The organism is Treponema succinifaciens DSM 2489, assembly GCF_000195275.1.
In the GTDB taxonomy this organism is placed as follows: domain Bacteria; phylum Spirochaetota; class Spirochaetia; order Treponematales; family Treponemataceae; genus Treponema_D; species Treponema_D succinifaciens.
On sequence record NC_015385.1, the window covers coordinates 2,658,360 to 2,682,538 of the forward strand.

General features: G+C 40.1%; 23 protein-coding genes. 13 read left to right on the forward strand and 10 right to left on the reverse strand.

Features of this window, described 5'->3' with window-relative positions; translation table 11 throughout:
- Positions 1 to 9: 9 nt before the first annotated feature.
- The 4 genes from TRESU_RS12740 to TRESU_RS12755 all read right to left on the reverse strand — a co-directional run bounded on the left by TRESU_RS12740 (position 10) and on the right by TRESU_RS12755 (position 4,306).
- Complete coding sequence (locus TRESU_RS12740; protein ID WP_013702607.1) at positions 10 to 1,047, reverse strand: LacI family DNA-binding transcriptional regulator; 1,038 nt, start codon at positions 1,045 to 1,047, stop codon at positions 10 to 12.
- 93 nt (positions 1,048 to 1,140) lie between these two features.
- On the reverse strand, positions 1,141 to 1,986 hold the full coding sequence (locus TRESU_RS12745) for a carbohydrate ABC transporter permease (protein ID WP_013702608.1): 846 nt from the start codon (positions 1,984 to 1,986) through the stop codon (positions 1,141 to 1,143).
- Positions 1,983 to 2,831: a carbohydrate ABC transporter permease gene (locus TRESU_RS12750; RefSeq protein WP_013702609.1), complete on the reverse strand. Its 849-nt coding sequence runs from the start codon at positions 2,829 to 2,831 to the stop codon at positions 1,983 to 1,985. Before TRESU_RS12750 ends, TRESU_RS12745 begins: the two co-directional genes overlap by 4 nt.
- A 143-nt stretch (positions 2,832 to 2,974) precedes the next feature.
- A complete protein-coding gene (locus tag TRESU_RS12755; protein WP_013702610.1) occupies positions 2,975 to 4,306 on the reverse strand; it encodes an ABC transporter substrate-binding protein in 1,332 nt (443 codons plus the stop codon).
- 167 nt (positions 4,307 to 4,473) lie between these two features.
- On the opposite strand from TRESU_RS12755, the gene TRESU_RS15220 reads away from it, so the two are divergent.
- The 8 genes from TRESU_RS15220 to TRESU_RS12795 all read left to right on the forward strand — a co-directional run bounded on the left by TRESU_RS15220 (position 4,474) and on the right by TRESU_RS12795 (position 12,477).
- The gene (locus TRESU_RS15220; RefSeq protein ID WP_169309770.1) at positions 4,474 to 4,620 is read left to right on the forward strand and encodes a hypothetical protein; all 147 of its coding nucleotides are present in this window, start codon (positions 4,474 to 4,476) and stop codon (positions 4,618 to 4,620) included.
- Between the two features lie 29 nt (positions 4,621 to 4,649).
- Positions 4,650 to 6,167, forward strand: a complete 1,518-nt coding sequence (putP, locus tag TRESU_RS12765; protein WP_013702611.1) for a sodium/proline symporter PutP — start codon at positions 4,650 to 4,652, stop codon at positions 6,165 to 6,167.
- A gap of 312 nt (positions 6,168 to 6,479) precedes the next feature.
- Positions 6,480 to 7,454, forward strand: coding sequence for an ABC transporter substrate-binding protein (locus TRESU_RS12770; protein ID WP_013702612.1), 975 nt, complete (start codon positions 6,480 to 6,482; stop codon positions 7,452 to 7,454).
- An 8-nt stretch (positions 7,455 to 7,462) separates the two neighbouring features.
- Complete coding sequence (locus TRESU_RS12775; protein WP_013702613.1) at positions 7,463 to 8,380, forward strand: ABC transporter permease; 918 nt, start codon at positions 7,463 to 7,465, stop codon at positions 8,378 to 8,380.
- Positions 8,377 to 9,180, forward strand: coding sequence for an ABC transporter ATP-binding protein (locus tag TRESU_RS12780; protein WP_013702614.1), 804 nt, complete (start codon positions 8,377 to 8,379; stop codon positions 9,178 to 9,180). The genes TRESU_RS12775 and TRESU_RS12780 overlap by 4 nt, the downstream gene beginning before the upstream one ends.
- A gap of 55 nt (positions 9,181 to 9,235) precedes the next feature.
- Positions 9,236 to 10,465: a dicarboxylate/amino acid:cation symporter gene (locus tag TRESU_RS12785; protein WP_013702615.1), complete on the forward strand. Its 1,230-nt coding sequence runs from the start codon at positions 9,236 to 9,238 to the stop codon at positions 10,463 to 10,465.
- A gap of 1 nt (position 10,466) precedes the next feature.
- Positions 10,467 to 11,231: an RsmE family RNA methyltransferase gene (locus TRESU_RS12790; RefSeq protein WP_013702616.1), complete on the forward strand. Its 765-nt coding sequence runs from the start codon at positions 10,467 to 10,469 to the stop codon at positions 11,229 to 11,231.
- A 1-nt stretch (position 11,232) separates the two neighbouring features.
- The gene (locus TRESU_RS12795; RefSeq protein WP_013702617.1) at positions 11,233 to 12,477 is read left to right on the forward strand and encodes a DUF763 domain-containing protein; all 1,245 of its coding nucleotides are present in this window, start codon (positions 11,233 to 11,235) and stop codon (positions 12,475 to 12,477) included.
- Here TRESU_RS12795 and TRESU_RS12800 read toward each other — a convergent pair.
- The 3 genes from TRESU_RS12800 to TRESU_RS12810 form a co-directional block, all read right to left on the reverse strand.
- Positions 12,474 to 13,127, reverse strand: a complete 654-nt coding sequence (locus tag TRESU_RS12800) for a methionine ABC transporter permease (protein WP_013702618.1) — start codon at positions 13,125 to 13,127, stop codon at positions 12,474 to 12,476. The two genes, TRESU_RS12795 and TRESU_RS12800, sit on opposite strands and share 4 nt — an antisense overlap.
- On the reverse strand, positions 13,124 to 14,143 hold the full coding sequence (locus tag TRESU_RS12805) for a methionine ABC transporter ATP-binding protein (RefSeq protein ID WP_013702619.1): 1,020 nt from the start codon (positions 14,141 to 14,143) through the stop codon (positions 13,124 to 13,126). Before TRESU_RS12805 ends, TRESU_RS12800 begins: the two co-directional genes overlap by 4 nt.
- Positions 14,144 to 14,246: 103 nt before the next feature.
- A complete protein-coding gene (locus TRESU_RS12810) occupies positions 14,247 to 15,164 on the reverse strand; it encodes an RluA family pseudouridine synthase (protein WP_013702620.1) in 918 nt (305 codons plus the stop codon).
- A gap of 121 nt (positions 15,165 to 15,285) precedes the next feature.
- Here TRESU_RS12810 and TRESU_RS12815 point away from each other — a divergent pair, with 121 nt between their 5' ends.
- Positions 15,286 to 16,086, forward strand: a complete 801-nt coding sequence (locus tag TRESU_RS12815) for a leucine-rich repeat domain-containing protein (protein ID WP_013702621.1) — start codon at positions 15,286 to 15,288, stop codon at positions 16,084 to 16,086.
- 68 nt (positions 16,087 to 16,154) lie between these two features.
- Positions 16,155 to 17,888 carry a flavocytochrome c gene (locus tag TRESU_RS12820; RefSeq protein WP_013702622.1) on the forward strand — a complete coding sequence of 578 codons (1,734 nt, stop codon included), beginning with the start codon at positions 16,155 to 16,157 and terminating at the stop codon, positions 17,886 to 17,888.
- 300 nt (positions 17,889 to 18,188) lie between these two features.
- Here the strand turns inward: TRESU_RS12820 and TRESU_RS12825 are convergent, their stop codons facing one another.
- Positions 18,189 to 18,590 (reverse strand): hypothetical protein, encoded by a 402-nt coding sequence (locus tag TRESU_RS12825; protein ID WP_148228294.1) that lies wholly within the window; start codon positions 18,588 to 18,590, stop codon positions 18,189 to 18,191.
- A 324-nt stretch (positions 18,591 to 18,914) separates the two neighbouring features.
- Here TRESU_RS12825 and TRESU_RS12830 point away from each other — a divergent pair, with 324 nt between their 5' ends.
- From TRESU_RS12830 to TRESU_RS14445, 3 genes are all read left to right on the forward strand, one after another.
- Positions 18,915 to 20,276 (forward strand): PFL family protein, encoded by a 1,362-nt coding sequence (locus TRESU_RS12830; protein WP_013702624.1) that lies wholly within the window; start codon positions 18,915 to 18,917, stop codon positions 20,274 to 20,276.
- Positions 20,277 to 20,499: 223 nt separating this feature from the next.
- Positions 20,500 to 21,408 (forward strand): orotidine-5'-phosphate decarboxylase, encoded by a 909-nt coding sequence (gene pyrF, locus TRESU_RS12835; protein ID WP_052299614.1) that lies wholly within the window; start codon positions 20,500 to 20,502, stop codon positions 21,406 to 21,408.
- Positions 21,409 to 21,458: 50 nt separating this feature from the next.
- The gene (locus tag TRESU_RS14445) at positions 21,459 to 23,234 is read left to right on the forward strand and encodes a dihydroorotate dehydrogenase (RefSeq protein ID WP_013702626.1); all 1,776 of its coding nucleotides are present in this window, start codon (positions 21,459 to 21,461) and stop codon (positions 23,232 to 23,234) included.
- Between the two features lie 4 nt (positions 23,235 to 23,238).
- Here TRESU_RS14445 and TRESU_RS12845 read toward each other — a convergent pair whose 3' ends face one another.
- Complete coding sequence (locus TRESU_RS12845; RefSeq protein WP_013702627.1) at positions 23,239 to 23,607, reverse strand: hypothetical protein; 369 nt, start codon at positions 23,605 to 23,607, stop codon at positions 23,239 to 23,241.
- Between the two features lie 3 nt (positions 23,608 to 23,610).
- Positions 23,611 to 24,156, reverse strand: coding sequence for a signal peptidase II (gene lspA, locus TRESU_RS12850; RefSeq protein ID WP_013702628.1), 546 nt, complete (start codon positions 24,154 to 24,156; stop codon positions 23,611 to 23,613).
- Positions 24,157 to 24,179: the final 23 nt, after the last annotated feature.

Below are 24,179 nucleotides of genomic sequence, written 5' to 3' on the forward strand. Positions count from 1 at the left end.
TTTATTGAATTATTTATTTACAATTGATTTCACAGTTTCGCCTTCGACAAATTCAAAAGGAATAATCTTATGAACTGCCGGAGTTTTCTTTTCAACGCAGTCTATAAAAGTTTTTAGACCTTGTATAGCCAGATCTTCGTTAGACTGCTTTATAGTTGTAATTCTAGGACAATAAAAATCCGCAATGGAAAGTCCGTCAAATCCGATTATAGAAATATCTTCTGGAATTGAATAGCCAAGCTGCTTAAATTTTCGGCATGCGCCAATCGCCATAACATCGGACATACAGAAAATCGCGGTCAAGTCAGGGAACTTTTTTATAAGCTCTTCCGCCGCAGAAGCTCCGCCTTCAAAACTGTAGCGAGTTGTAACATAAGATTTTTCAAAGTCAAAGTCAAGTCCGGCAAGCTCAAGTCCTTCAATAAATCCATCGTAGCGGTTTTTAGAAGTTTCAGAGCTTTCAAAGTCGCCGCCAATTACTCCGATTTTTGTGTGTCCGTGCTTTACAAAATAGCGGGCAACATAAAGCGAAGCCTGAAACTCATCTGTGCTTACACTTGAAAGATTTTCAAAGCCTTCTTTTTTTGGCTTGGTAGTAATAAGAATGCAAGGTACTTTTATTTTTTTAAAGTCCTCGCTGAACCGTTCAGGGTTTCCGCCTAAAAAGACAAAACCAAGCGGTTTTTTTTCATAGTAAATATTCAAGGCGCACTGGGCTTCGTTGCTATATTCGCCGACAATTTCGTTGTCATATTCGTCAAGAATTACAACACTTGCATTATATGGAAGTTTTTCAATACGCTTTTGCATAAGCTCAAGAATATTGTAAAAAAGCATATTGTTTGTTCCCTTTACAATAATCACAATTGTCTTGCTTCCACGGGATTTAAGTTCCTTTGCGTTTTTATTAAGGACAAAATCATGCTTGGCTACAACTTCCAGAACTTTCTTGCGCATTTCATCGCTTACGTAAGCCTGATTATTTAAAACACGCGAAACAGTTCCAACGGCGCAGCCACACTCTCTAGCAATATCCTTGATTGTCATACAAAACCATCCTGCATTTTTAAATAAAATCTTTTTATTAAAACAAACAATACGGCAAAAGAGCGGAAAATCCGCCCTCAAGCCTGAATGTACCTAGCCTTTTACCGCCCCGGAAATTACGCCTTTTATAATGTATTTTTGCGAAGCAATGTAGAAAATTACAATCGGAATAATCGCAAGAACAAGCATCGCCATGAATCCGCCGTAATCAGTTGCGCCGTAAGCTCCCTGCATTGCAATCTGAATCGCAACAGGAACAGTTTTGTGGTCTGTTCCTAAAATAAGATAAGGAAGCAAATAGTCGTTCCAAACCCACATAGAGTTCAAGATTGAAACCGTAATAATAGTAGGCTTTAGAATCGGGAAAACAACAAGGAAGAAAGTCTGAAGCGGATTGCAGCCGTCAATTTCAGCAGCTTCCTCAATTTCAAGCGGAACAGCCTTTACAAATCCTGTAAACATAAATACAGAAAGTCCGGCTCCGAATCCAAGGTAAACAAAGACAATTCCAAAAACGTTGTCAAAACTGATTCTGTTTACAATGAAAGTCATTGTGTACATAACCATCTGGAACGGAACAATCATACTGAATGCAAACAGAAAATAAATTGCCTTTGTGAATTTATTTTTTACACGGACAATGAACCAGGAAGCCATCGATGTGCATACTATAATAACAAGAACCGAAGCAATTGAAACCCACACAGAACGGATAAACGAAATAAAGAATACCGAAGACGAAAGTCCGTTCAGGTAGTTTTCAAAACCAACGAAAGTCTCTGAGTTCGGCATTGCAAACGGCGAACTTGAAATATAAAAGCGCGACTTAAAAGAATTGAGCAAAACAAGCAAAATAGGAATTAAAAATATAGCCGCAAGCAAGCAAAGAAAAGCAAAAGCTATTGTGTTGCTGCAGGTCTTCTGCTTTGAAAGTGTCATTGTTCAACCTCCTTCTGGTTTGTAAGCTTAAGCTGAATAAATGCAATAGCCGCAACGATGATAAAGAAAACAACAGCCTTGGCCTGTCCTACTCCGTGCCAGTGCATATTGCGTCCGTAGAAAGTGTTATATATATTCAAAGCAAGCATCTCGGTTGTTTTTTCTGGAGCGCCAGCTGTCAACGCCAAGTTCTGGTCAAACATCTTAAATGTGTTTGTAAGCGTAAGGAAAGTACAAATTGTAATTGAAGGCATTACCATTGGAATTTTAATCTTGAAAAGGACAGTCATTGGAGAAGCACCGTCAATCTGAGCCGCCTCAATCAAGTCATTTGGAATATTCTGAAGTCCGGCAATATAAATTACCATCATATATCCAATGAGCTGCCAGTTTGTAAGGATTACAAGTCCCCAAAAACCAAACTGAGTCTTAAAAGTTATGTCCATTCCAAAGTGCGAAAGAACACCGTTTATAAGAAGGTTCCAAATATATCCCAAAACAATTCCGCCAATTAAGTTCGGCATAAAGAAAATCGAGCGGAAAATCGCGACACCTTTAAGTTCCCTTGTAAGAAGAACCGCAAGGCTGAATGCAAAAACATTTACAGTTACAATTGAAACAACAGTGAATAATGAAGTAAATCCCAAGGCGTGAATAAATTCATTGTCTGCAGTAAAAGCCTTAATATAGTTCGCAAAGCCAACCCAAGTAGCATCTGTAACAGTAGGAAAATCCGTAAAAGAAAGTCCGATTCCCATTAAAAATGGAACCACAAAAAACATTGCAAATGCCAGCAAAGTAGGCAAAAGAAATATAGGGAAATACCCCGCCAATGGTTTTTTCATTTTTCACCTCTGAAGAATTGAAAGGCATTCCTGCGGCAAAACCAATTGCATGATAAGTTCCACCGCAGGAACAGATATATTTTTAACTAATGAAGGACTGTGAAAAACACGCGGAATCTTTTTTTTCAGACTCCGCGAAAATTCTACATATTAGATTCTTTTTCCCATGTAGAAACAACATCAGCTGCAACATCGTCCCAGCTCTTTGAGCCCTGTGCATATCTAAGCAAAGAAGCTCCGAAGTTATCCTTGAATGTCTGTGAAGGGAACAATGTGAAGTTCCATGCAACAGAAGTAATTCCAGGCTTGCTCATCCATTTGCTGATTTCAACTGCAAGAGGATCTGTTGGGCGTTCGCTGTCAGAGAATGTATCAAACGGAGCAATGAATCCGAGCTTGTTTGTTACATAGTTCTTTCCAAAATCGCTTGAATAGAGCCAGTAAATGAAGTCCGCTGTAGCTTTCTGCTCTTCTGCTGAAGCTTTTGCGTTGATACAATAGAAGTTTTCTGTTCCAATGCACAAGCCCTGTGACTCTTCACCTTCAACACCTGTGTAGATTGGAAGATATTTTACATTTTCTGGAAGAACCTTGTTTCCTGAAACACCGGCAACCTGTCCCCAAGCCCAGTTTCCGTTCTGAACCATTACACATTTTTCAAGAGCAAATTCAGACATAGAATCTGTAACTGTTTTTGTTCCAACAGCCTTGCGGTCAACAGTTGAATCGTTCAAGTAAAGGTCAAGAATGTTCTGGAATTCTTTTCCGTACTGGAACTTGATTTTCTTTGTTGCGTCAGAAGCAAGGTCAATGTTGTTGTTTTTGAATTCATAGTAAACTGGAAGGTTTGCAAGGTGAGTCTGCCATCTCCAGTCTTCGCCGGCCTTCAATGATGTAGAAGCGAAAACACCATCGATTCCAAGAACTTTTGCGTTCTTCTGCATATCATCAGCAACAGCCTTGAGCTTTGCAAAGTTGTTTACTTCTTCCATGCTTGAATATGGAACTGCCTTGCTTGAAAGAGCAAAATATTTATCTGTGAGAGCCTTGTTGTAAATGATTCCATAGCCTTCTACAACATAAGGAACACCGTAAACACCTTTTCCAGAAGTTATAGCCAAAGACTTGTCTGAAAGATGCTTGTAGATTTCTGTATTTGAAAGATCTGCGCAATATGATTTCCAGTTTGCGTATCCACGCGGTCCGTTAATCTGGAAAAGAGTCGGGGCTTCTTTTGTTGACATTTTTGACATAAGTGTTGATTCATAGGCATTGTTGGCCGCTGTCTCAACAATAACTTTTACGCCAGTTTCTTTCTCATACTCATCTGCAAGTTCCTGATAAACACCTGCAACTTCCGGTTTAAAGTTCAAGTAGCGAACTGTAAGCTGTTTTTTTCCGCCGCATGAAGCAAGCATAAAAGCAGAAGATGCCGCCATAGCAACAGCAGCTGCAACTTTAATAAATTTTTTCATTTTTTTCCTCCTAAAAAAAATCAAAAACAATAAAATACATAGCATGGAACGTGGAAACGTTTCCATGATTTCAGTATACACATTCTAAAAATATTGTCAATTTTTTTTTCAAAACTTTTACTTAAATGAATTTCATTTTATTTTTTATAGATTTTTATTATATTTTTATGGAAACGTTCTTAGAATTTGTCGCATTTTTCAACAAACAGTCTAAAATAGAAACTTACACTCCAAGCAAAATTTCAATATTTCATGGCAAAAACGCAAAAAACCGCTTTAGCTGTCCTGTTGAAAACATCATATTTATGCACTAAAATTGCATATATTTAAATTTGGAGTACTTATGACATCACAAATGATTGCAAAAATCATAGCCTTTGCATTGTACCTTGGTTTTATGGTTTATATCGGACTTAGGAATGCAAAGAAAAACAACAGTTCTTCTGATTTTTTTCTAGGCGGAAGAAAACTCGGACCTTGGGTTACAGCATTAAGCGCGGAAGCCTCTGACTCTTCAGCGTGGCTTTTGATGGGACTTCCTGGACTTTGCTATCTTGGAGGAATCAAGGAAACTTTCTGGACAGCAATCGGGCTTATCGCCGGAACCTACCTGAACTGGCTTTTCATCGCAAAACCACTTCGCCGCTGCACAATAGCTTTTGGAGATTCCATAACAATTCCAGAATTCTTTACAAACCGCTTTAAAGACAAGACGCATCTTCTTTCACTTATTTCTGTTATTTTTATCGTTCTTTTCTTTACTATCTATACAGCTTCGGGATTTGTAGCCTGCGCAAAGCTTTTCAATTCTGTATTCAATCTTCCTTATCATGCAGGACTTGTAATCGGGCTTGTTGTAATTCTTTCATATACAATTATGGGCGGATATTTTGCAGTCTGCACAACTGATTTTATACAAGGACTTTTGATTTTTGTGGCGTTTGTTGTTTCTTCGTTGGTTGCAATTTTTGCGCTCGGCGGACCTGCGGAAGCATTTGCAAAGGCGGCGGAATTCAGCGAAAAAGCCATGAACGGAGAATTCGGCGCGGAGATGCTTGCAAAATTCACAGCAAACAAAAACTATAGCGCAAGCTCAATTGTTTCAGCCCTTGCCTGGGGACTTGGATATTTTGGAATGCCTCACATCATTGTGCGCTTTATGGGAATCCGCTCAGAAGAGGAGCTTACAAAAGCACGCAGAATCGGAACAGTCTGGATGGTTATTTCGTACATCGGAACTTTTTTAATCGGAACACTCGGAACCGCATATCTTCTGCCAAAGCTTCTTTCTGGAGCAGCAGCCGAAACAGTTTTCAGCGAAACAATGCTTAAAATGTATCCGGCATTTATAGCAGGAATTTTCCTTTGCGCGATTCTTGCGGCATCAATGAGCACGGCAGACAGCCAGCTTCTTTCAGCAGCAAGCGCAGTAAGCCGGGACTTCTTCAAAGGAATTGTAAAAAAAGATGCGGATGAAAAAGCTGTGCTAAATGTAGGACGCATAACGGTTTTTGCAATCGCAGCAGTAGCATTTTTCCTTTCGTTAAATCCAGAAAGCTCAATCTTCGGACTTGTAAGCTATGCCTGGGCTGGATTCGGCGCGACATTCGGACCGCTCGTTCTGCTTGCCTTGTTCTGGCGCGGAATGACAAACAAAGGCGCAATCGCAGGACTTGTTGCAGGCGGAATCACAGTTGTTCTTTGGCACAATATGTCCGGCGGAATTTTCAACATCTATGAAATTCTTCCAGGCTTTATAATCTGCCTTTTTGTTTCTGTAGTTGTAAGCCTTCTTGACAAAAACAAAGATGCAGAAATGCTCGCGGAATTCGACGAGTACAAATCTCTAAGTAAAAAATAAATAAAAGACACAAAAGCTGTCCAGCTAAAGTTTAAACTTTGTTGGGCAGTTTTTTTTTGTATAAATCTATTTACAAACGTTTCTTTTAGAAGTAACATAAGGACATTGAAAACTTTTTCAAAGTAAACAAAAATTCATTCTTTCACTAGGAGAGTGTAATAAAAACTTCGTCTGAAATAGCGTCAAAGTTTTTATTCACAAGTTTGCGTTGCAAACTTCCTTATCAACTGCATATTCTCATTTCATTGCGAATATGCTCAAAAAGCCAAATCGGAAATTGAAATTTCCTCATTGACTTTTTATGGGAGAAATATGAAAAAACTTATTTTTATCGCAGCTCTTTTTTCTGCACTTTCAATTTATGCCAAGCCAGCAAAAAAAGTTAAAATAGGAATTGCAAAAATTGTCCAGCACGTTGCCTTGGACGACATTGAGCGCGGCGTAATTGACGCAATAAAGGACGCAGGAATTGACGCGGATTACGACTTGCAAAATGCAAATGGAGACGTTGGAACTGCGGCTCAAATTGCAAATCAGTTTAAAGCGGAAAAAGTGGATGTCGCAGTTGGAATAGCAACCCCAGTCGCAGTCGCACTTGCAACAGCAATAAAAACTACACCGGTTGTTTTCGGAACAGTTACAGATCCTGTTGGAGCCGGGCTTGTTTCAACTGTAGAACACGGACAGCGCAATGTAACTGGAATGAGCGATGCAATTCCGACCGAGCAGCACATAAAGCTTTTTAAGGAAGCCGCCGGAATAAAAACGCTCGGATATATTTACACAAGCAACGAAGACAATTCAGCAAGCGCGCTTTCACTTGTGGAAAAAGGCTGCAAGGAAGCAGGAATAAATCTTGTAACTCAAAGCATCACAAAATCCGATGAAGTAAAACAAGCCGCAGAAGCAATCGTGAATAGAGTAGACGGAATTTACCTTTCCACAGACAACACAGTTTTCAGCGCAATTGCAAGCCTTGTAAATGTTTTTGGAAAAGCCAAAAAGCCGATTTTTTCAGGAGATGTTACAGCGGCAAAAGAAGGCGGAATTTTTATGGCAAGCGGATTCAACTATTACAAAGCAGGACGTGCAACAGGAGAAATGGTTGTGAAAATTCTTAAAGGAGCAAAACCGGCAAGTCTTCCTGTAAAATTTATGACAGATCCCTCTGATTCAGATTTCCTGATTGACTTGGACTCAGCCAAAAACTGCGAAATTTCAATAGACCAAAAATATATTGATTCAGCAAACTTCATATATCAAAACGGAAAACTTTCAGAAAAATAAAGAGGCTTATGATTTCATCAATAATAATTGAAGGACTGATTTACGGAATAATGGTTCTGGGTGTTTTTTCAACATTCAGAATCTTGAATTTCTGCGACATGACAGTTGACGGCTCTTTTCCTTTGGGAGCTTGCGTTCTTGCAGCTTGTCTTTTAAAAGGCATGAATCCGGCGGCGGCGATTTTTATTTCATTTTGCGCAGGACTTACTGCAGGCCTTGTAACAAGCGCGGTTTACACAAAACTTAAAATTCCAGATTTGCTTGCCGGAATTCTCACAATGACAATGCTTTATTCCGTGAATCTTAGAATTATGTCAAACAAGGCAAACGTTTCTTTTCTAAAGATTCCAACACTGTTTTCAAAGATTTCTGATTCAATGTATGAATATTTTCCTTCAGTTGATCCGCAGTGGGGGATTGCTGTTTTTCTGATTATTTTTGTTTTTGTACTAAAGGCTCTGCTCGATCTTTTTTATCACACTGACCTTGGACTTACAATGGGCGCGCTCGGAGCGAATCCGCAGCTTATAGTTTCGCAGGGAATAAATCCAAGCATTTTAAGAGGAATCGGAATTTGCTTCGGAAACGGACTTGCGGCATTGGCAGGAGCTTTTGCGGCAATGTACAATGGCTTTGCTGACGTTGGTATGGGAACTGGAATTGTAGTTTCAGGACTCGCTTCTTTAATGCTCGGAGAATTTGCAATCCGCTCAAATAAAATTTCAGTGCAGACATTCCGCGTAATCGCAGGCTCTTTTATTTACAGAGCGCTCATGATGCTTGCCCGTAGCTATGGATACAAAATCCACATAACGCCGAATGACTTAAAGCTTGCGACAGGAATTCTAATTATAATCTGCCTGATTGTTTCCCGCACAAATCTAAAGGAAAAATTCAAATCGTCCAAAAACGGAGCTTCAAAATGATTGAGCTAAAAAACATTGGAATTACATTTAACAAAAATACTCCAGACGAAAACACCGCGCTTAAAAACATAAATCTTTCAATTAATAAAGGCGACTTTATAACTGTAATCGGAAGCAACGGAGCCGGAAAATCAACTTTATACAATGTCATTTCCGGAACATATTCTCCAACAGAAGGCTCGATTTTTCTTGAAACAGAAAGCGGAATAAAGGACATAACAAAAGACAAAGAATACAAACGCGCAAAATATATCGGACGAATTTTCCAAAATCCGCTTTTGGGAACAGCTGGAAAAATGTCGCTTGAAGACAACATGGTCATTGCATCAAAAAAAGGATTTAAAGGACTTAAAATCAGCCTGAACAATAAGACGCGCAGTTTTTTCAAGGAAGAACTTTCCAAACTGAACATGGGGCTTGAAAACCGGCTTGGCGACAATGTTGAGCTTTTTTCAGGCGGACAACGGCAAGCATTAACGCTTCTTATGGCTGTAATGTCAAAGCCATCTCTTCTTTTGCTTGACGAGCACACGGCGGCACTCGACCCTTCAAACGCCGCGATTGTCATGGAACTTACACGGAAATTTGCAAAGGAATACAATCTTACAGTTATGATGGTAACTCACAATATGCAGCATGCGCTTGACTATGGCACACGGCTTTTGATGATGGATTCAGGTGAAATTATAATGGACATAGGAAAAGAAGAAAAGCAAAAGCTTACAATGGATTCAATAATAGAAAAGTTCCGCGCCATAAAAAAACATTCGCTTCAAAACGACCAGATGCTGCTTCAGTAAATCCACGAAATCGCTTAATTGTAATTTTCCCTTAGCCTTGCTATAATCCGTTGCTATGAGAATTTGGCTTAAATATTTAATTGGCATTGCAATCGGTTTAATTTCCGCCCTTGTGTTTTCACCTTCAACAGCACAAGGACAGGCGGTTCTTGATTTTATTGTGGAAATTGCAGTACGCTTCGGAAGATATGCGCTGCTTCCAGTTTTGTTTTTTTCTGTTTCAATTTCATTTTTTAAGCTTCGGGATGAAAAACTTTTAACAAAAGCCTCACTTTGGACATTCAGTGTAATATTTTCTTCATCATTTGCGCTCATGCTTTTAGGACTTGTTTCCGCGCTTGCAATAAAACTTCCGCGCATTCCAATCACAACTGAAAAAGCTTCCGAAGTTTCTTCATTTGCATGGCAAACTTTGATAACAAAACTTTTTCCTTTTTCCGGATTTGAATCTTTGATGGACGGCGCATATCTTTTGCCTTGCTTTATTTTTGCAGGACTTGCAGGAGCTGGAGCCGCCAGTGATAAAAACGCCTCAAAAGCAGCGGTCGGACTTTTTGATTCGCTCAGCAAAGTATTTTACATTGTCTTGAGCTTTTTCACTGAAATTTTCGCAGTCGGAATGATTGCCGTAATGTGCCGCTGGACACTGGATTTTATTTCAGCCGTAAGCAGCGGAGTTTACAACGGACTTATAATAATGCTCACTGCGGACTTGTTCATCGTAGCCTTTATTATTTATCCGCTAATATTAAGATTTCTCTGCCACGAAATGCATCCGTACAGAGTTTTGTACGCTTCCATTTGTCCTTTTTTGGTCGCATTTTTCAGCGGAGACACAAACCTTGCGCTTGTATTGAATCTTCGGCACGGAAAAGAAAGCCTTGGAATAAAAAGAAGAATCAACGCATTTTCGTTTCCGCTTTTTTCTATTTTTGGACGCGGAGGAGCTGCCTTAATTCAGGCGGCCGGTTTTGTTCTGATTTTGCGCTCTTACTCTAGCCTTGGAATTCCAGTGCTGGACGTTTTGTGGATTGCAGGCGTTTCTTTCTTGCTTTCATTTGCCTTGGCAGAAATTCCTTTAGGCGGACCGTTTGCGGCAATAACTTCAATGTGCCTTTTATACGGACGCGGATTTGAATCTGGCTATCTTCTTTTGAAAAATGCAGTTCCAGTTATCTGCGCCTATGCAGCCGGAATCGACGCTCTTACCGCAATGTTCGGAAGCTATATAATTGCTGTAAAAACAAAAATGATTCATCACCAGGAGCTTAGAAAATTCATTTAAAATGAACATCTGTCTTTTTTCCCCGGAAGAAATTTTAAATCCGCTTGACATTCAAGATGAGCGCGCACAGCACATTCTGAAAATCCTGCACAAAAAAGAAGGCGAAAGTTTTTCAGCAGGAATCATTGGAAATCAGGCTGGGACTGCCGTCATAAAAAAAATTTCCGTTGAAGAAAAAAAATCTTCTGACGGAAAAAAAATATTTAAAGGCGGAAAAATCTATTTTGACTTTACACCTGAATCCGACGGAAAAAAACTTTATCCACTTAAAATGATTATTGGTTTTCCACGGCCGATTCAGCTCAAGCGGCTTTTGCGCGACATGGCATCTTTGGGCGTGCAGGAAGTTCACCTTACAGGAACTGAGCTTGGTGAAAAATCATATTTAAAATCAGACCTTGCAACAAAAGGAGAAGCAGAAAAATTTCTTTTGGACGGAAGTGTTCAGGCAGGCTCTACTCAGATTCCAAAACTTTTTATTCACCAAACGTTAAAAAACTGCCTTGAACAAATTGACCTCGAAGGAAAACTTCTTGCGCTTGACAACATTGAACCTTCTCAGAGCCTTTCATGCGCGTTAAAAGAAAAACCACAAAAAGCAATAGCCGCAATTGGAAGCGAACGTGGCTGGACAAATTACGAACGTCAGCTTTTTAGGCAAAACGGCTTTGAGCTTTTAAGCATGGGAAAAAGAATTCTACGGACTGAAACAGCGTCAACAGTCGCTGTCTCACTTATTTTGAATTCAATGGAAGTTTTGGACTAAAATGATAAAGCGTACAGGGCACGCAGACTTGACGCTTCATGTTGGAACAGTTCCAAAATGGCTTGCAGACAGAATGCGAGACCTTGGAACTTTAATTGTAGAATCACTTTTAATTCAATATGGAAAAAAAGAAGTTTTGCGCAGACTAAGCGACCCTTTGTGGTTTCAGTCGTTCGGAGCAGTTCTGGGAATGGACTGGCATTCTTCTGGAATAACCACAAGCGTAATGTACGCCTTAAAGCGTGGAATAAATCCGCGTGCAAGAGACTTCGGACTTTGCGTTTGCGGCGGAAGAGGAAAATATTCACGCAGAACACCACAGGAACTTTTATATTTAAGCGAAGCGACTGGCTTAGACGGAACTTCCCTTGTAAACGCAAGCAGGCTTTCAGCAAAAGTAGACGGAGCCGCAGTTCAAGACGGATTTCAACTTTATCAGCACAATTTTATTTTAAGCGACCAAGGCGACTGGGCAATCGTTCAGCAAGGTATGAATACCCAGACCAAAACAGCGCGCCGCTACCATTGGTGCTCGCAAAATTTAAATTCATTTGTTGAAGAGCCGCATTCAGGAATTACAGGAGAAAACAAAGGACTGATTTTAAATCTCACGGATTCTTCCGCATCAAGCACAAGAAATTCAATTCTGGAACTTTCAAAGGAAAAACCTGAAAAAATAATCGCCGAAATAAAATCAGTGCAGAAATTCGGACTGCCGCAAAAAATTCAGCATGAACTTTTTGAAGACGAAACTGAAATCCAAATTCAAAATGAAAGAAACATAACACTTCCCTCTCATCACAATGTTACAGAAAAAGATGTGGACTTAAAACGGCTTGGTGCAGTTCTTGCAACCGCCTATGAAAGTCCTGCCGAAAATTTTGAAAACCTTCTTTTAACACCTGGACTTGGTCCTAGAACATTGCAGTCTTTAACTTTAATCAGCGAAGTTATAAACGGAACTCCAAGCAGATTCAAAGACCCGGCAAGATTCAGTTTTGCCCACGGCGGAAAAGACGGACATCCATTTCCTGTTCCGCTTAGAATTTACGATGAAAGCATAAGGGTTCTAGGAGACGCAATAGAAAAATCAAAACTCGGCTACAATGACAAAAGCCAATGCATAAACAGGCTTCATGCAGCCGCCCTTCAGATAGAAAAAAACTGCAATCCAAAAGCTGACTTTGACAAAGCAATCACCTATGAAAAGCATAATTCAGTTCGCTGGGGCGGAAAAACAGTCTAGCGTTTGCTAAGCATCTTATTTACAAGAACAGTTCCAACAAATTGAATCAGCTCAACAAGCACAAGAATAACAACAACCGCGGCAACCATTACATCAGTACGGAATCTTTGATAACCGTATCGAATCGCCAAGTCTCCAAGTCCGCCGCCGCCAATTGTTCCAGCCATTGCAGAATATCCAATCAAGTTTATAATTGTAAGCGTTATTCCTGAAATCACAGACGGAAAAGCTTCTGGAATAACAACTTTGTAAATAATCTGCCAGTTTGTTGAGCCCATAGCTCTTGCAGCCTGAATCATTCCAGAATCAACTTCACTTAAAGCAGTTTCAATTACACGGGCAACAAAAGGAGCAGCGGCAATGCTAAGCGGAATAATCGTAGCTTCTGTTCCAATGCTTGTCCCCAACATAAGGCGTGAAAGCGGAAAAAGCACAATCATCAAAATGATAAACGGAAAAGAACGCAAGACATTTACAATCCGGCTTAAAACCTGATTCAAAATCGGACGCGGAGAAATTCCAGTCGGATTTGTAATGTAAAGCAAAACACCCACAGGAAAACCAAGCACAAGAGAAAACAATGTTGAAAAGAAAACCATTTCCAAAGTCTGCAAAGATGACTGGCCAACTAAAACAAAAATCTGACTCATTTTTTTCCTCCAGAAACGTCTTCAACAATAATGCCCTGCTCCCTTAAAAATTTCAGAGCCTTTCCTATTTCAGTTTTTTTGCCGGAAAAATCAACAAACATGGCTCCAATGTCTTCATTTTTTATACGCTGAATTCCGCCTGCCCTGATATTGAATTCCACATCGAACTGCTTTGCCATGCGGCTTAGAACAGGCTCTCCGGTTTTTTCTCCAACAAAATGAAGCTCAAACTGCCCGCCTTCATCAGACCAGCGTACAATTTCATCTTTGGAATTTGAAACAATTCCTCTCATAAATTCTTTTGTAACTTCTGATTTAGGACAGCTGAAAATTTCCTTTACGCTTCCCTGCTCCACAATTTTTCCAGAATCAACAACGGCAACCTGCTCACAGGCATCGCGCACAACTTCCATCTGATGAGTAATCATTACAACTGTCAAATTCATTTTTTTCTGAATGTCGCGGATTAAATTCAAAATTGAAGTTGTTGTCTGCGGATCAAGCGCGCTCGTTGCTTCATCACAAAAAAGAATGTCAGGCTGAGTTGCAAGCGCGCGGGCAATTGCAATTCTCTGTTTTTGTCCGCCGGAAAGTGTGCTTATCGGGGAAGCGGCTCTGTCTTCAAGTCCAACAAGCTTAAGCATTTCCTGAACACGCGGCTTTATAACTTCTTTTGGAGTTCCGCAAATTTCAAGAGGATAAGCAATATTTTTTTCAGCGGTTCTTGAGCTGAACAGATTAAAGTTTTGAAAAATCATGCCAATCTTTCTGCGGCGCAAAATAAGCTCACGTTTACCAAGATTGTCAACTCTGTCATTGTCATAAAAAATTTCACCTTCGTCCGGCTTTTCAAGAAGGCTAATCAAACGCACAAGACTACTTTTTCCAGCTCCGCTTTTTCCGATTATTCCAAAAATTGTATTTTCTGGAATATCCAATGAAATTCCGTTTACAGCGGCAATCTTTCCATTTGGACCTGAATATGTTTTTTTCAAATTGTTAAGTTTAATCTGCATAATAAAATAATAGTGAAATTCAAGTTGTGCTACAAGAAGATTTTCTTTATAGCCAGCTATAGTTTTTTCTAATAAATCAGCATAACAAAAACTATCGTTAGTTTTATTTTATTCCTGATTTTCCACGCGCAATAAAGTCCATTTTTCTAGCCTGTCGGCGTAACGAATGGTCGGGAGTTTTTATGTTTTCAATCTGCGCATTATACTGAATCCGCTCCTTACGTTCGTTAGCCCAAACTGGAGTTTGAGGATGCAAATCGCCTTTTTTAACATACAACTCCCATTCTTCTGGCTCTGGAATTTCAAAGCTCATTTTTTCTCCTGTAACAGGATGAATAAATGCCAGCGTTCTTGCATGAAGCGCAAGCCTATGAAAGGGGTCAGTTCTGGCCCTATAATTTTCGTCTCCGGCAAGCGGATAATGCCTTGAAGCCAAATGCGCCCTTATCTGATTCTTCTTTCCAGTATCCAAAGAAAGCTCAAAAAGAGTATGAGTTCTGCCACGCAGCACAACACGGAAATTTGTGCGTGCCTCGCAAGTTTCAGCATTATCACCAAGTTTTTTGGGAACATATCCTTGGTGGCACGCATTTTTTGCAAGCGGCTCATCAATGAGACCAGAATCCGTCAGTTCAGGATGATTTCTTCGGGGATTTTCAGCAACAGCCCGATAAAGCCTATCTGTAACCATAGTTTTCCAGCTAGACATTATTTTTTTCTGTACCCTTTCATTCAAGGCAAACATCATAACTCCGCTTGTATCTCTGTCCAAACGATGTACAACAAAAGGCCGGCGGCTTTCAGAAAAAGTTCCTTTTTTACGCATGATTTTTTCCAGAAGCTCAATCGCAGTACGGGACTTGCTTCCCGGATAAGGAACAGAAAGAAGCCCTGAAGCTTTGTTTATAACAACAATATCCTTGTCCTCATATAGAATTTCTATGCGTTCCTTTCCATAGTCGCTTTTATGCTCTCTCTTATACCTTGTGCTGGCTTTTACAAAATGCAAAGTTTCTTTCATATCTCTACTATATAAATAATCTGAATAAAGTTCAAACGTTGCGCACAAAACTTAAAAAACATTAGACATCAAAAGCTAAGAATGATAATATTAGTACAACTAATTTTTATCGGAGCTAAAAATGGATTTGCCTTTAATCGATGTTGAAATTCCAGAGGGAACAACAGAAATAACAGGAACAACTTTTCACAACCACCGCATGGTTTCTTCTATAAAAATTCCAGAAAGCGTCCTTGTAATCGGGGAAAACGCTTTTGCTGACTGTGTGAATTTAAAGTCGGTTGAGCTTACTCAAAATTTAATGGCAATCGGAAAACGTGCATTTTACAACTGCGCATCCCTTGAGTCCGTGGATATTCCGTCAAACATAACTACAATTGAAGAAGGAACTTTTGAAGACTGCACCGGGCTTCAGTCAATTGTTCTGCATGAAAACATTACTTCCATAAATGAAAAAGCATTCGCAAACTGTACCGGAATAAAAAATCTTGTTCTTCCAGACAACTTGATTTCATGCGCAAAATCAGCATTTCCGAACAGCGAAAAATATCTTCCAATTAACAAAAACTACAAATACGAAGACGGAATGATGTTCAACACATTCAACAGCATGCTTTTATTTTACAGCGGAAGCAAAAAAAATGTAGCGACTCCTGAAGGAATAAAAGGAATCGGAAGAAGAGCATTCTTTGGAACAGACATGGAATCTGTAAGAATCAGGGAAGGCGTTATAAGCATCGGAGAAGAATCGTTTGTAAACTGCGGAAGCGACACAAAAGTTATAATTCCAGAGTCAGTAGATTTTATTGAAAATAGCGCGTTCGGAACTTCTGTAAAAATATTCTGCAAAAAAGCTTCATATTCGGAAAACTGGTGCCGCAACAATCCAAACTGCATCCAGCTTGAAGACGAAGAATTTTAATATTAACCTATGCTAACTTGTGTTTTTAATGTATATTTTAATCGGCAAAAAATTTTTCGGAGGAATATATGAAACACAAGAATCTACGGAATTCACTGGCAGCGGCAGTTTTTATAGTTGCATCAGGAATTTCAATAGCTGTAATGGCAGCCTGTTCAAAGCCAAAAGCTCTGCCGGACGGAACATTTTCTGGCAGAGCAGACGGAAGAAACGGCGCAATTGAAATCGCATTTTCTGTAAAAGACGGAAAAATCACTTCAACAGAAATCCTAAAAGAAGAAGAAACTGATTTTGCAAAGCCTGCAATAAAATCAATTCTTGAAAAATTCACTTCAACAGGAAAAGCAGCCGGAATTGATACAGTTTCAGGCGCAACAATAACTTCCAAGGCAACTTTAGCGGCTTTGGAAAACGCAATAAATTCAGCCCGCGGAAAAAAATCAGAGCAAACAGAATACAAAGACACTTCCTGCGACATTGTTATAATCGGAGCTGGCGGAGCCGGACTTTCTGCGGCAACAGAAGCTGCAAGCAAAGGCGCAAAAGTAATTGTCCTTGAAAAAATGGGAAACGCAGGCGGAAACACAATTTCTGCGACAGGCGGACTCAATGCAAGCGAAACTTCAATTCAAAAGAAACTTGGAATTCAAGACACAAACGAGCAGTTTTTTGAAGACACAATGAAAGGCGGACACTACAAAAACAATCCAGAGCTTGTGCGCAACATGACTGAAAAATCCGCTGAAACTGTAGACTGGCTCATCTCAATTGGCGCAGACTTGACTGATGTTGGAAAAATGGCAGGCTCAACAAACAAACGCACTCACCGACCGCAAGGAGGAGCTGCAGTTGGCTCAAATCTGATTCCAGCACTTGAAAAAGCCGCATTAAATTCCGGAGCAGAAATCCGCTATTCAAACAAAGTTCTTGACATAATCGAAAAAGACGGAAGAGCGGCCGGCGTAAAAGTTTGTGCAGGAAGCAGCGAATACACAATCAACGCAAAAGCCGTAATAATTGCAACCGGAGGATTCGGCGCAAATCCGCAGATGGTCGTTTCCTACAAACCTGAATTAGAAGGCTTTGGAACCACAAACCACAAAGGCGCAACTGGAGACGCATTCAGCTGGATAAAAAAATTCAATGCCGGCCTTACTCAAATGGAAGAAATACAAACTCACCCTACAGTTGTTCCAGGAAACGGCACAATGATTACAGAAGCTGTCCGCGGAAACGGAGCAATTCTTGTAAACCGCGATGGAAAAAGATTCTGCACAGAAATGGCGACACGCGATGTAATGTCAAAGGCGATTCTTGCGCAAAAAGGAAAAACAGCATTCCTTGTATTTGACCAGGATGTTCGCGAATCTTTAAAGGCAATTGAAACTTATATAAAGAACGGACTTATTACCCAAGGTGAAACCACAAAAGAGCTTGCAGAAAAACTTGGAATTCCAGCGGATGAATTTGAAAAGACAATGGCATATTATGCGCAGATTCAAAAATCAGGAAACGATCCGCTTGGCAGAAAGCCTTCCGAAATGCCGCGGCCTCTTACAAAAGCTCCGTTCTACGCTGTTGAAGTAGGTCCTGCAGTTCATCATACAATGGGCGGAATCACAATAAACACAAAGGCACAAGTTTTGGATACAGACAAAAATCCAGTTCCAGGACTTTATGCGGCTGGTGAAGTTACAGGCGGAATCCACGGCGCAAACCGTCTTGGAGGAAACGCAGTGGCAGATATTTGCATCTACGGAAAAATCGCCGCCGACACTGCGCTTGAAGAAATTAAAAAATAAAATGCAAGATTATCCGCTCTAGCAAGGTAATGACAAATAGGCAAAATCTTAACTGTCATTCCCATGCCCAGACACGGGAAATCTTCTATAAAAAGCAAAAGGGGCTGTCCAAAAAGAAACGGGCAGCCCTAATTATTTTAAATTTACAATCCTACAAAATTCATTTAACATAAAAAAGGCCGCCCTTTTTGAAGTCTGCTAATAACTTCTAGGACAGCCCCATTCTTTTTAACTTGAATATATTAAAAAACTACTTTCTATACGGTGCTGTTGGCTTTGGCATTTCAAGAAACTGACAGCCTAAAAATTATTCTGTGAATAAAAACCTTGCCTAGTTAATTCAAAAGGGCATACAGAATTAGGAGCAGTCATTTTATAGTCATAATAATCATGGTTATAATCATGGTTATAATCATAATATGGATACGATTTAATTGTAAAATCGAACTCAAATCCTGGGCATTTTGCTTTTATTTTTCCATCTTTGGTAGTGTCGCCAGTGTATGTTCCTGATAAATGTTCATAAGTTATGCCACTAACAGAATGTGTTGATTTAAATGTGTTATCATCATAGAAATAAAAATCATATCGATTAGAACTTTCATATGAAGACCAAGTTGTTACAACGCTTGGATCGTCATCGTCGTCGTCGTCATCAGACTTGCAGCCCGCAAATGCAACCGCAAGGACCATAGCTGCCAATACAGCTGAAATTTTAGCAAACTTTCTCATAAGTTCACTCCTTAAAATAAATAGATTCCGCTGAAAAAAATTCAGCAACGCCTATTGTACCCCCCCCCCGGGATTTGTCAAGTGCTTTGCGGAATTTTTATGCATTTTTTTTCAGATAAATTTTTTTGCTATTCCGTGCCCCTACCCTGTGTCATTTCATGCACAGCCCCTTTGTCATTCCCATACACAGACAATCTCCCCCATTAAAAACAAAACTCTGCATTTTACCCTATCAATTGCAACAATCCACGCAATAAAGTAAAATGAACTTCAACTTAGAACTTTGAGGAATTTATGATTTTTTCACCTGTAGAAATCGAAGAAACAGTAAATATGTTCATGCGTCAAAAACTCGATGTGCGATGCATAACAATGGGAATATCACTTTTAGACTGCGCGGATTCAGATGCAAAAAAAGCAAATCAAAAAATCTATGACAAAATAATGCGCTACGCTGGAAACCTTGTGCGTGTAGGCCAGGACATAGAAAAAGAATTCGGAGTTCCAATCATCAACAAAAGAATTTCTGTAACTCCAATCGCCTTGGTCGCAGGAGCAAGCGGAGAAAAATCCTACGTTGAATATTGCCGCACGCTCGACAAATGCGCAAAGGAACTCGGCGTAAATTTCATTGGCGGATTCAGCGCGCTTGTTCAAAAAGGAATCACACCGGCAGACAGAATTTTAATTGATTCAATTCCAGAAGCCCTTGCCACAACAAATTTTGTCTGCTCAAGCGTAAACGTGGGAACAACAAAAAACGGAATCAACATGGATGCTGTAAAGCTCATGGGAGAAACAATAAAGAAAACCGCTGAAGTTTCCCGTAACTGCGAAATCAACGGCTGCGCAAAGCTTGTAGTCTTTACAAATGCGCCGGAAGACAATCCGTTTATGGCGGGAGCTTTCCACGGACCGGGAGAAGGAGACGCGGTAATCAACGTTGGAGTTTCAGGACCTGGAGTTATTCTTGCCGCCGCCCGTGAATACAAAGGCCGCCCGATCAATGAGCTTGCAGACGGAATCAAAAAAATGGCATTCAAGATTACACGCATGGGACAAATGGTCGGAACAGAAGCCGCAAAACGTCTTGGTGTAAACTTCGGAATCCTAGACCTTTCACTTGCTCCTACACCGGAAGTCGGAGACAGTGTTGCCCGCATTCTTGAAGAAATCGGACTTGAAGGAGCAGGAGCACCGGGAACAACAGCAGCCCTTGCAATGCTTACCGACATGGTAAAAAAAGGCGGCGTAATGGCTTCAACAAACGTAGGCGGATTAAGCGGCGCATTTATTCCTGTAAGTGAAGACGAAGGCATGATTAACGCCGTAAAACAGCATTCCATTACTCTTGAAAAACTCGAAGCTATGACTTGCGTCTGTTCTGTAGGACTTGACATGATTGCAATTCCGGGCGACACGCCTGCAACAACAATCAGCGGAATCATGGCAGACGAAATGGCTATTGGAATGGTAAATAACAAGACAACAGCCGTGCGCCTTATTCCGGCTCCAGGAAAAAAAGCAGGTGAATGGGTTGAATTCGGAGGACTTTTGGGAGGCTGTCCAGTAATCGATGTAAACAAATTCGGCTGCGCAGACTTTATAAACCGCGGCGGAAGAATCCCAGCACCAATTCACAGCTTCAGAAACTAAAAACACATATCCTCTGTCATGGGGATGTCCCATAAGTATCTTTTTTGTCATTTTCGGGCTTGACCCGAAAATCTAAATGCATATATTGCAATCATTTAGAGATTGTTATGCAAACATCGCAGTATCAAGTACGACAATGACATTTAGAACTTATTAGCCCCCATCTCTTTTCAGCTTTACACAGCAATAGACTTTTAAAACTAGCTCATGGTATAATCAGCGTATGAAACACAATATGCAAATTTTACAAGAGCTAGCCGCAAAAAACGGACCTCTTTGCGTTGGGCTAGACACAGATCCGTCTTATATTCCGCAGAATTTAGTTGAAAAGTTTTCTCCAGCACAAGCTGTTCTTGAATACAATAAGCTTTTAATAAAAAAAATCACAGAGGACAAAAGTGCCTGCTGCTTTAAAGTCCAGATTGCTTACTATGAGGCAATGGGAATTGAAGGACTTAAAGTTTATGCGCAAACTTTAAAAGCTGTAAAAGATTCCGGGCTAATCTGCATTTCCGATATAAAAAGAGGAGACATTGCAGCCACAGCAAGCGCGTATGCAAAAGCTCATTTTTCAGGTGATTTTGAATCAGATATAATCACAATAAATCCTTACATGGGATTCGACACATTAAAGCCTTTTACAGAATTCTGCGCTTCCAAAGGAAAAGGAGTTTTCGTTCTGCTTAGAACAAGCAATCCGGGAATGACAGACATTGAACAGAAAGAATTGAAAACGGGTGGCCGTGTGCTCGATGAAGTCGGAAAAGAACTGGAGCGTCTCAGCAATCAGATGAAGGAAACTTTCCCGGAGCAAACCTGCAGCCCCATTGGAGCAGTTGTAGGCTGCACAGAAGAAAGCGACGCAAATTATCTTAGACAAACCTATAAAGATATTTTCTTTTTGATTCCAGGATACGGCGCACAAGGTGGAGCCGCAAGCATTTGCACAGCCCTGTTAAAAAATGCAGGTGGAACAGTAAATTCTTCCCGCGGAATTCTATGCGCTTGGAAAAAAGATTCAGACTGCATAAAAAAACAGCAAGACGGAAAACTTCTTTCATTTGATGACATAGTAGAAGCCGCCGCAAAAGCCGCCATAGCTTCAAAGAATGAATTAACTAACATCCGGTAATATTAACAAATATAAAAACTAACGGTCATTAATAAAATAAGGAACTTTTTATGGATAAGCCAGAAATTGACAAAGACGGAAATGGGATTCTTTTTTCAGGAAATGCAAAAGTTACAGAATGCAAGGAAATTCACAGCAATGTATTTCTTTTAGAAACAGAACTTGAACTAGAACGGAAAACCCAAGTTTCACCTTTGCCAGGTCAGTTTTATCTTGTAAAAAGCACAAGAAGCAATGTTCAGTTTGGACGTCCAATAAGTGTTTATCATGCCGACCGGAAATCTGATACCATTTTAAGGGTACAGTTTTTAATCCTGCAAAAAGGTGAAGGTACAGCTGAGCTTTGCCACCTTTTAAAAAATGACTTAGTAGAACTATCTGGCCCCTTAGGTAACAGTTTTAAAAAAACAGAAGGAAAACTTTGTATTTGCGGCGGCGGAATTGGAGTTGCCCCAGTTGCAAATTTTGCTTCATCACTTCCGCCAAAAAGCTATGACTTCTACGCAAGCTTTAAAAGCGGATCTTATGGTCTAGAAAAAGTAGAACCAGAAAAACTCATAATAACAACTGACGATGGCTCTGTTGGAATACATGGAATGGTAACAGCTGCGCTTACATCTGACATCATAAAAAAAGAAGGGTACAGCGCAATATACGCCTGCGGTCCCACGCCAATGCTAGCCTATATACAAAAAATCGCAAAAGAAGCAGATGTAAAATGCTTTTTAAGCATAGAAAAAAAGATGCTTTGCGGAGCCGGAGCTTGCCTTGGATGCACAGTACGCACAAAAGAAGGAAACCGCAGAGTATGCAAGGACGGTCCTGTTTTTAACGCTGAAATTCTAGAATTTGAAAAGCCGGAATTTGCAAAAAGAAATCCATTGCCACTAGGCATAGAGCCAGATTTAAGTGTTGAAATTGCAGGAATAAAATTTAAAAACCCTGTAATCGCGGCAAGCGGAACATTCGGCTTTGGGCAAAACTACCGCGGATTTTTCGATGTTTCCAGGCTAGGTGGAATAAGCTCAAAAGGCCTTACACTAGCTCCAAAGGGAGGAAATTCCGGTGAGCGCGTTATCGAAGTTTCATCTGGCGACATAAATTCAATAGGTCTTGAAAATCCTGGAGTTCCTCACTTTATTCAAAACGAGCTTCCAGAAATGCTAAAGCTAGACACTGTTTCAATTGCGAACCTTGCAGGACACGACCTAGATTCCTATATAAAAGGCGCAGAGCTTTTGGACAAAACTCCAGTTCCGGCAATCGAGCTGAACATAAGCTGTCCAAATGTAAAGGCAGGCGGAATGGCTTGGGGAATAAATCCAGAAGCCGCGTTCACCTGTGTCAGCGCAGTTAGAAAAGCGACATCAAAGCCTTTAATTGTAAAGCTGTCCCCTAACGCACCGGACTTGGTTTCTGTAGCCCTTGCCTGCATAAAAGCCGGAGCAAACGCATTAAGCCTGATTAACACGATTCAAGCAGTTGCAATCGACATTGAAAGCGGACGTCCTGTATTCGACAATATAAAAGCCGGACTTTGCGGACCTGCCGTAAAACCAATTGCGCTCCGCATGGTCTATGACGTTGTAAAAGCCGTAAATTCACTTCCGAAGGAACAGCAAATTCCTGTAATCGGTCTGGGAGGAATTTCAAAATGGCAAGACGCAGTAGAATTTATAATGGCTGGAGCTAGTGCAATTCAGGTTGGAACTGCAACATTTTCAAATCCAAAGACAATGATAGAAATCATCGAAGGCCTAAAAAAATTTATGCAATCCCACGGATACAAGAAAATTGAAGATTTCCGCGGAATAGCACAAGTATAAAATTCTATTTACGCCATTTTTCATCTTCTTCCTCTTCTTTTACAGAATCTGGAAGAACTGTTTTTCTTGCGGCAACTGTATTTTCAGAAGAATCTTTTGTTTTTTTTGGTGAACCGCCGAATTTTTCATCAAGTGAATATTTTTTTACAAATTTTGTCGTGATTTTTGAATACAAAAAAAAGCTTAATACAAGTCCGATTGTAAAGCTTCCAAACAGCGCGTTTCCGTATGCTTCAAAACTAGCCGCATGAAAAACAAATTTCAAGAAGACAAGGCAAATTCCAAAAAGCGAGCCAATTATCAGCGCAGTAAAAAGAATGTTTACAATGCTTGAAATCAATATATATAGAAGATAAAAAACTTTTTTGTTCATAATCTATTCCTTTTTATTGTTCTTGCGGTCTGATTTTACTTGAAACACAAATGTTATTACAAAAATAATTCCGCAGACAACAACCGCAGCGTCTGCAAAATTGAATGTCGGCCAACGTTCCATTCCGAAAAGTCCAAAGAAATAGCAGTCAACAAAATCAACAACTCCTTCCGGACGGAAAAATCGGTCAATTAAATTTCCAATGCCGCCGCCAAGAATTCCGCAGACAGCCCACCGCTGAAGCTTTGTAAATTCATTGTTTCTAAAATAGATCACGTAAACCGCGATAATCACAAAAAGCGGAAGCAATGCAAAAAGAATTCCCCTAAGTCCATCGGAAAGCCCAGAGCCCATGCTGAACGCAATTGCATTGTTGCGGACATGAATCAAGCGCAGATATTTTCCAAAAATTTCAATTACGGCATCATCAGCAAAAACTGTAAGACGCGGAATAAATTTCACAACAAGGCACTTTGTAATCTGATCAAGAAGAATCACCGCAAAAGAAAGTGTAAGCGGCAAAAGTTTATTTTTTGTGTTCTGGTTCATAAAATAATTATAGTACAAAAACA

What these genes read in the sequence shown, in the direction of transcription:
- TRESU_RS12740 (WP_013702607.1), bottom strand. Translation starts at nt 1,047, where the DNA reads ATGACAATCAAGGATATTGCTAGAGAGTGTGGCTGCGCCGTTGGAACT.
- TRESU_RS12745 (WP_013702608.1), bottom strand. Translation starts at nt 1,986, where the DNA reads ATGACACTTTCAAAGCAGAAGACCTGCAGCAACACAATAGCTTTTGCT.
- TRESU_RS12750 (WP_013702609.1), bottom strand. Translation starts at nt 2,831, where the DNA reads ATGAAAAAACCATTGGCGGGGTATTTCCCTATATTTCTTTTGCCTACT.
- TRESU_RS12755 (WP_013702610.1), bottom strand. Translation starts at nt 4,306, where the DNA reads ATGAAAAAATTTATTAAAGTTGCAGCTGCTGTTGCTATGGCGGCATCT.
- TRESU_RS15220 (WP_169309770.1), top strand. Translation starts at nt 4,474, where the DNA reads ATGGAAACGTTCTTAGAATTTGTCGCATTTTTCAACAAACAGTCTAAA.
- putP (WP_013702611.1), top strand. Translation starts at nt 4,650, where the DNA reads ATGACATCACAAATGATTGCAAAAATCATAGCCTTTGCATTGTACCTT.
- TRESU_RS12770 (WP_013702612.1), top strand. Translation starts at nt 6,480, where the DNA reads ATGAAAAAACTTATTTTTATCGCAGCTCTTTTTTCTGCACTTTCAATT.
- TRESU_RS12775 (WP_013702613.1), top strand. Translation starts at nt 7,463, where the DNA reads ATGATTTCATCAATAATAATTGAAGGACTGATTTACGGAATAATGGTT.
- TRESU_RS12780 (WP_013702614.1), top strand. Translation starts at nt 8,377, where the DNA reads ATGATTGAGCTAAAAAACATTGGAATTACATTTAACAAAAATACTCCA.
- TRESU_RS12785 (WP_013702615.1), top strand. Translation starts at nt 9,236, where the DNA reads ATGAGAATTTGGCTTAAATATTTAATTGGCATTGCAATCGGTTTAATT.
- TRESU_RS12790 (WP_013702616.1), top strand. Translation starts at nt 10,467, where the DNA reads ATGAACATCTGTCTTTTTTCCCCGGAAGAAATTTTAAATCCGCTTGAC.
- TRESU_RS12795 (WP_013702617.1), top strand. Translation starts at nt 11,233, where the DNA reads ATGATAAAGCGTACAGGGCACGCAGACTTGACGCTTCATGTTGGAACA.
- TRESU_RS12800 (WP_013702618.1), bottom strand. Translation starts at nt 13,127, where the DNA reads ATGAGTCAGATTTTTGTTTTAGTTGGCCAGTCATCTTTGCAGACTTTG.
- TRESU_RS12805 (WP_013702619.1), bottom strand. Translation starts at nt 14,143, where the DNA reads ATGCAGATTAAACTTAACAATTTGAAAAAAACATATTCAGGTCCAAAT.
- TRESU_RS12810 (WP_013702620.1), bottom strand. Translation starts at nt 15,164, where the DNA reads ATGAAAGAAACTTTGCATTTTGTAAAAGCCAGCACAAGGTATAAGAGA.
- TRESU_RS12815 (WP_013702621.1), top strand. Translation starts at nt 15,286, where the DNA reads ATGGATTTGCCTTTAATCGATGTTGAAATTCCAGAGGGAACAACAGAA.
- TRESU_RS12820 (WP_013702622.1), top strand. Translation starts at nt 16,155, where the DNA reads ATGAAACACAAGAATCTACGGAATTCACTGGCAGCGGCAGTTTTTATA.
- TRESU_RS12830 (WP_013702624.1), top strand. Translation starts at nt 18,915, where the DNA reads ATGATTTTTTCACCTGTAGAAATCGAAGAAACAGTAAATATGTTCATG.
- pyrF (WP_052299614.1), top strand. Translation starts at nt 20,500, where the DNA reads ATGAAACACAATATGCAAATTTTACAAGAGCTAGCCGCAAAAAACGGA.
- TRESU_RS14445 (WP_013702626.1), top strand. Translation starts at nt 21,459, where the DNA reads ATGGATAAGCCAGAAATTGACAAAGACGGAAATGGGATTCTTTTTTCA.
- TRESU_RS12845 (WP_013702627.1), bottom strand. Translation starts at nt 23,607, where the DNA reads ATGAACAAAAAAGTTTTTTATCTTCTATATATATTGATTTCAAGCATT.
- lspA (WP_013702628.1), bottom strand. Translation starts at nt 24,156, where the DNA reads ATGAACCAGAACACAAAAAATAAACTTTTGCCGCTTACACTTTCTTTT.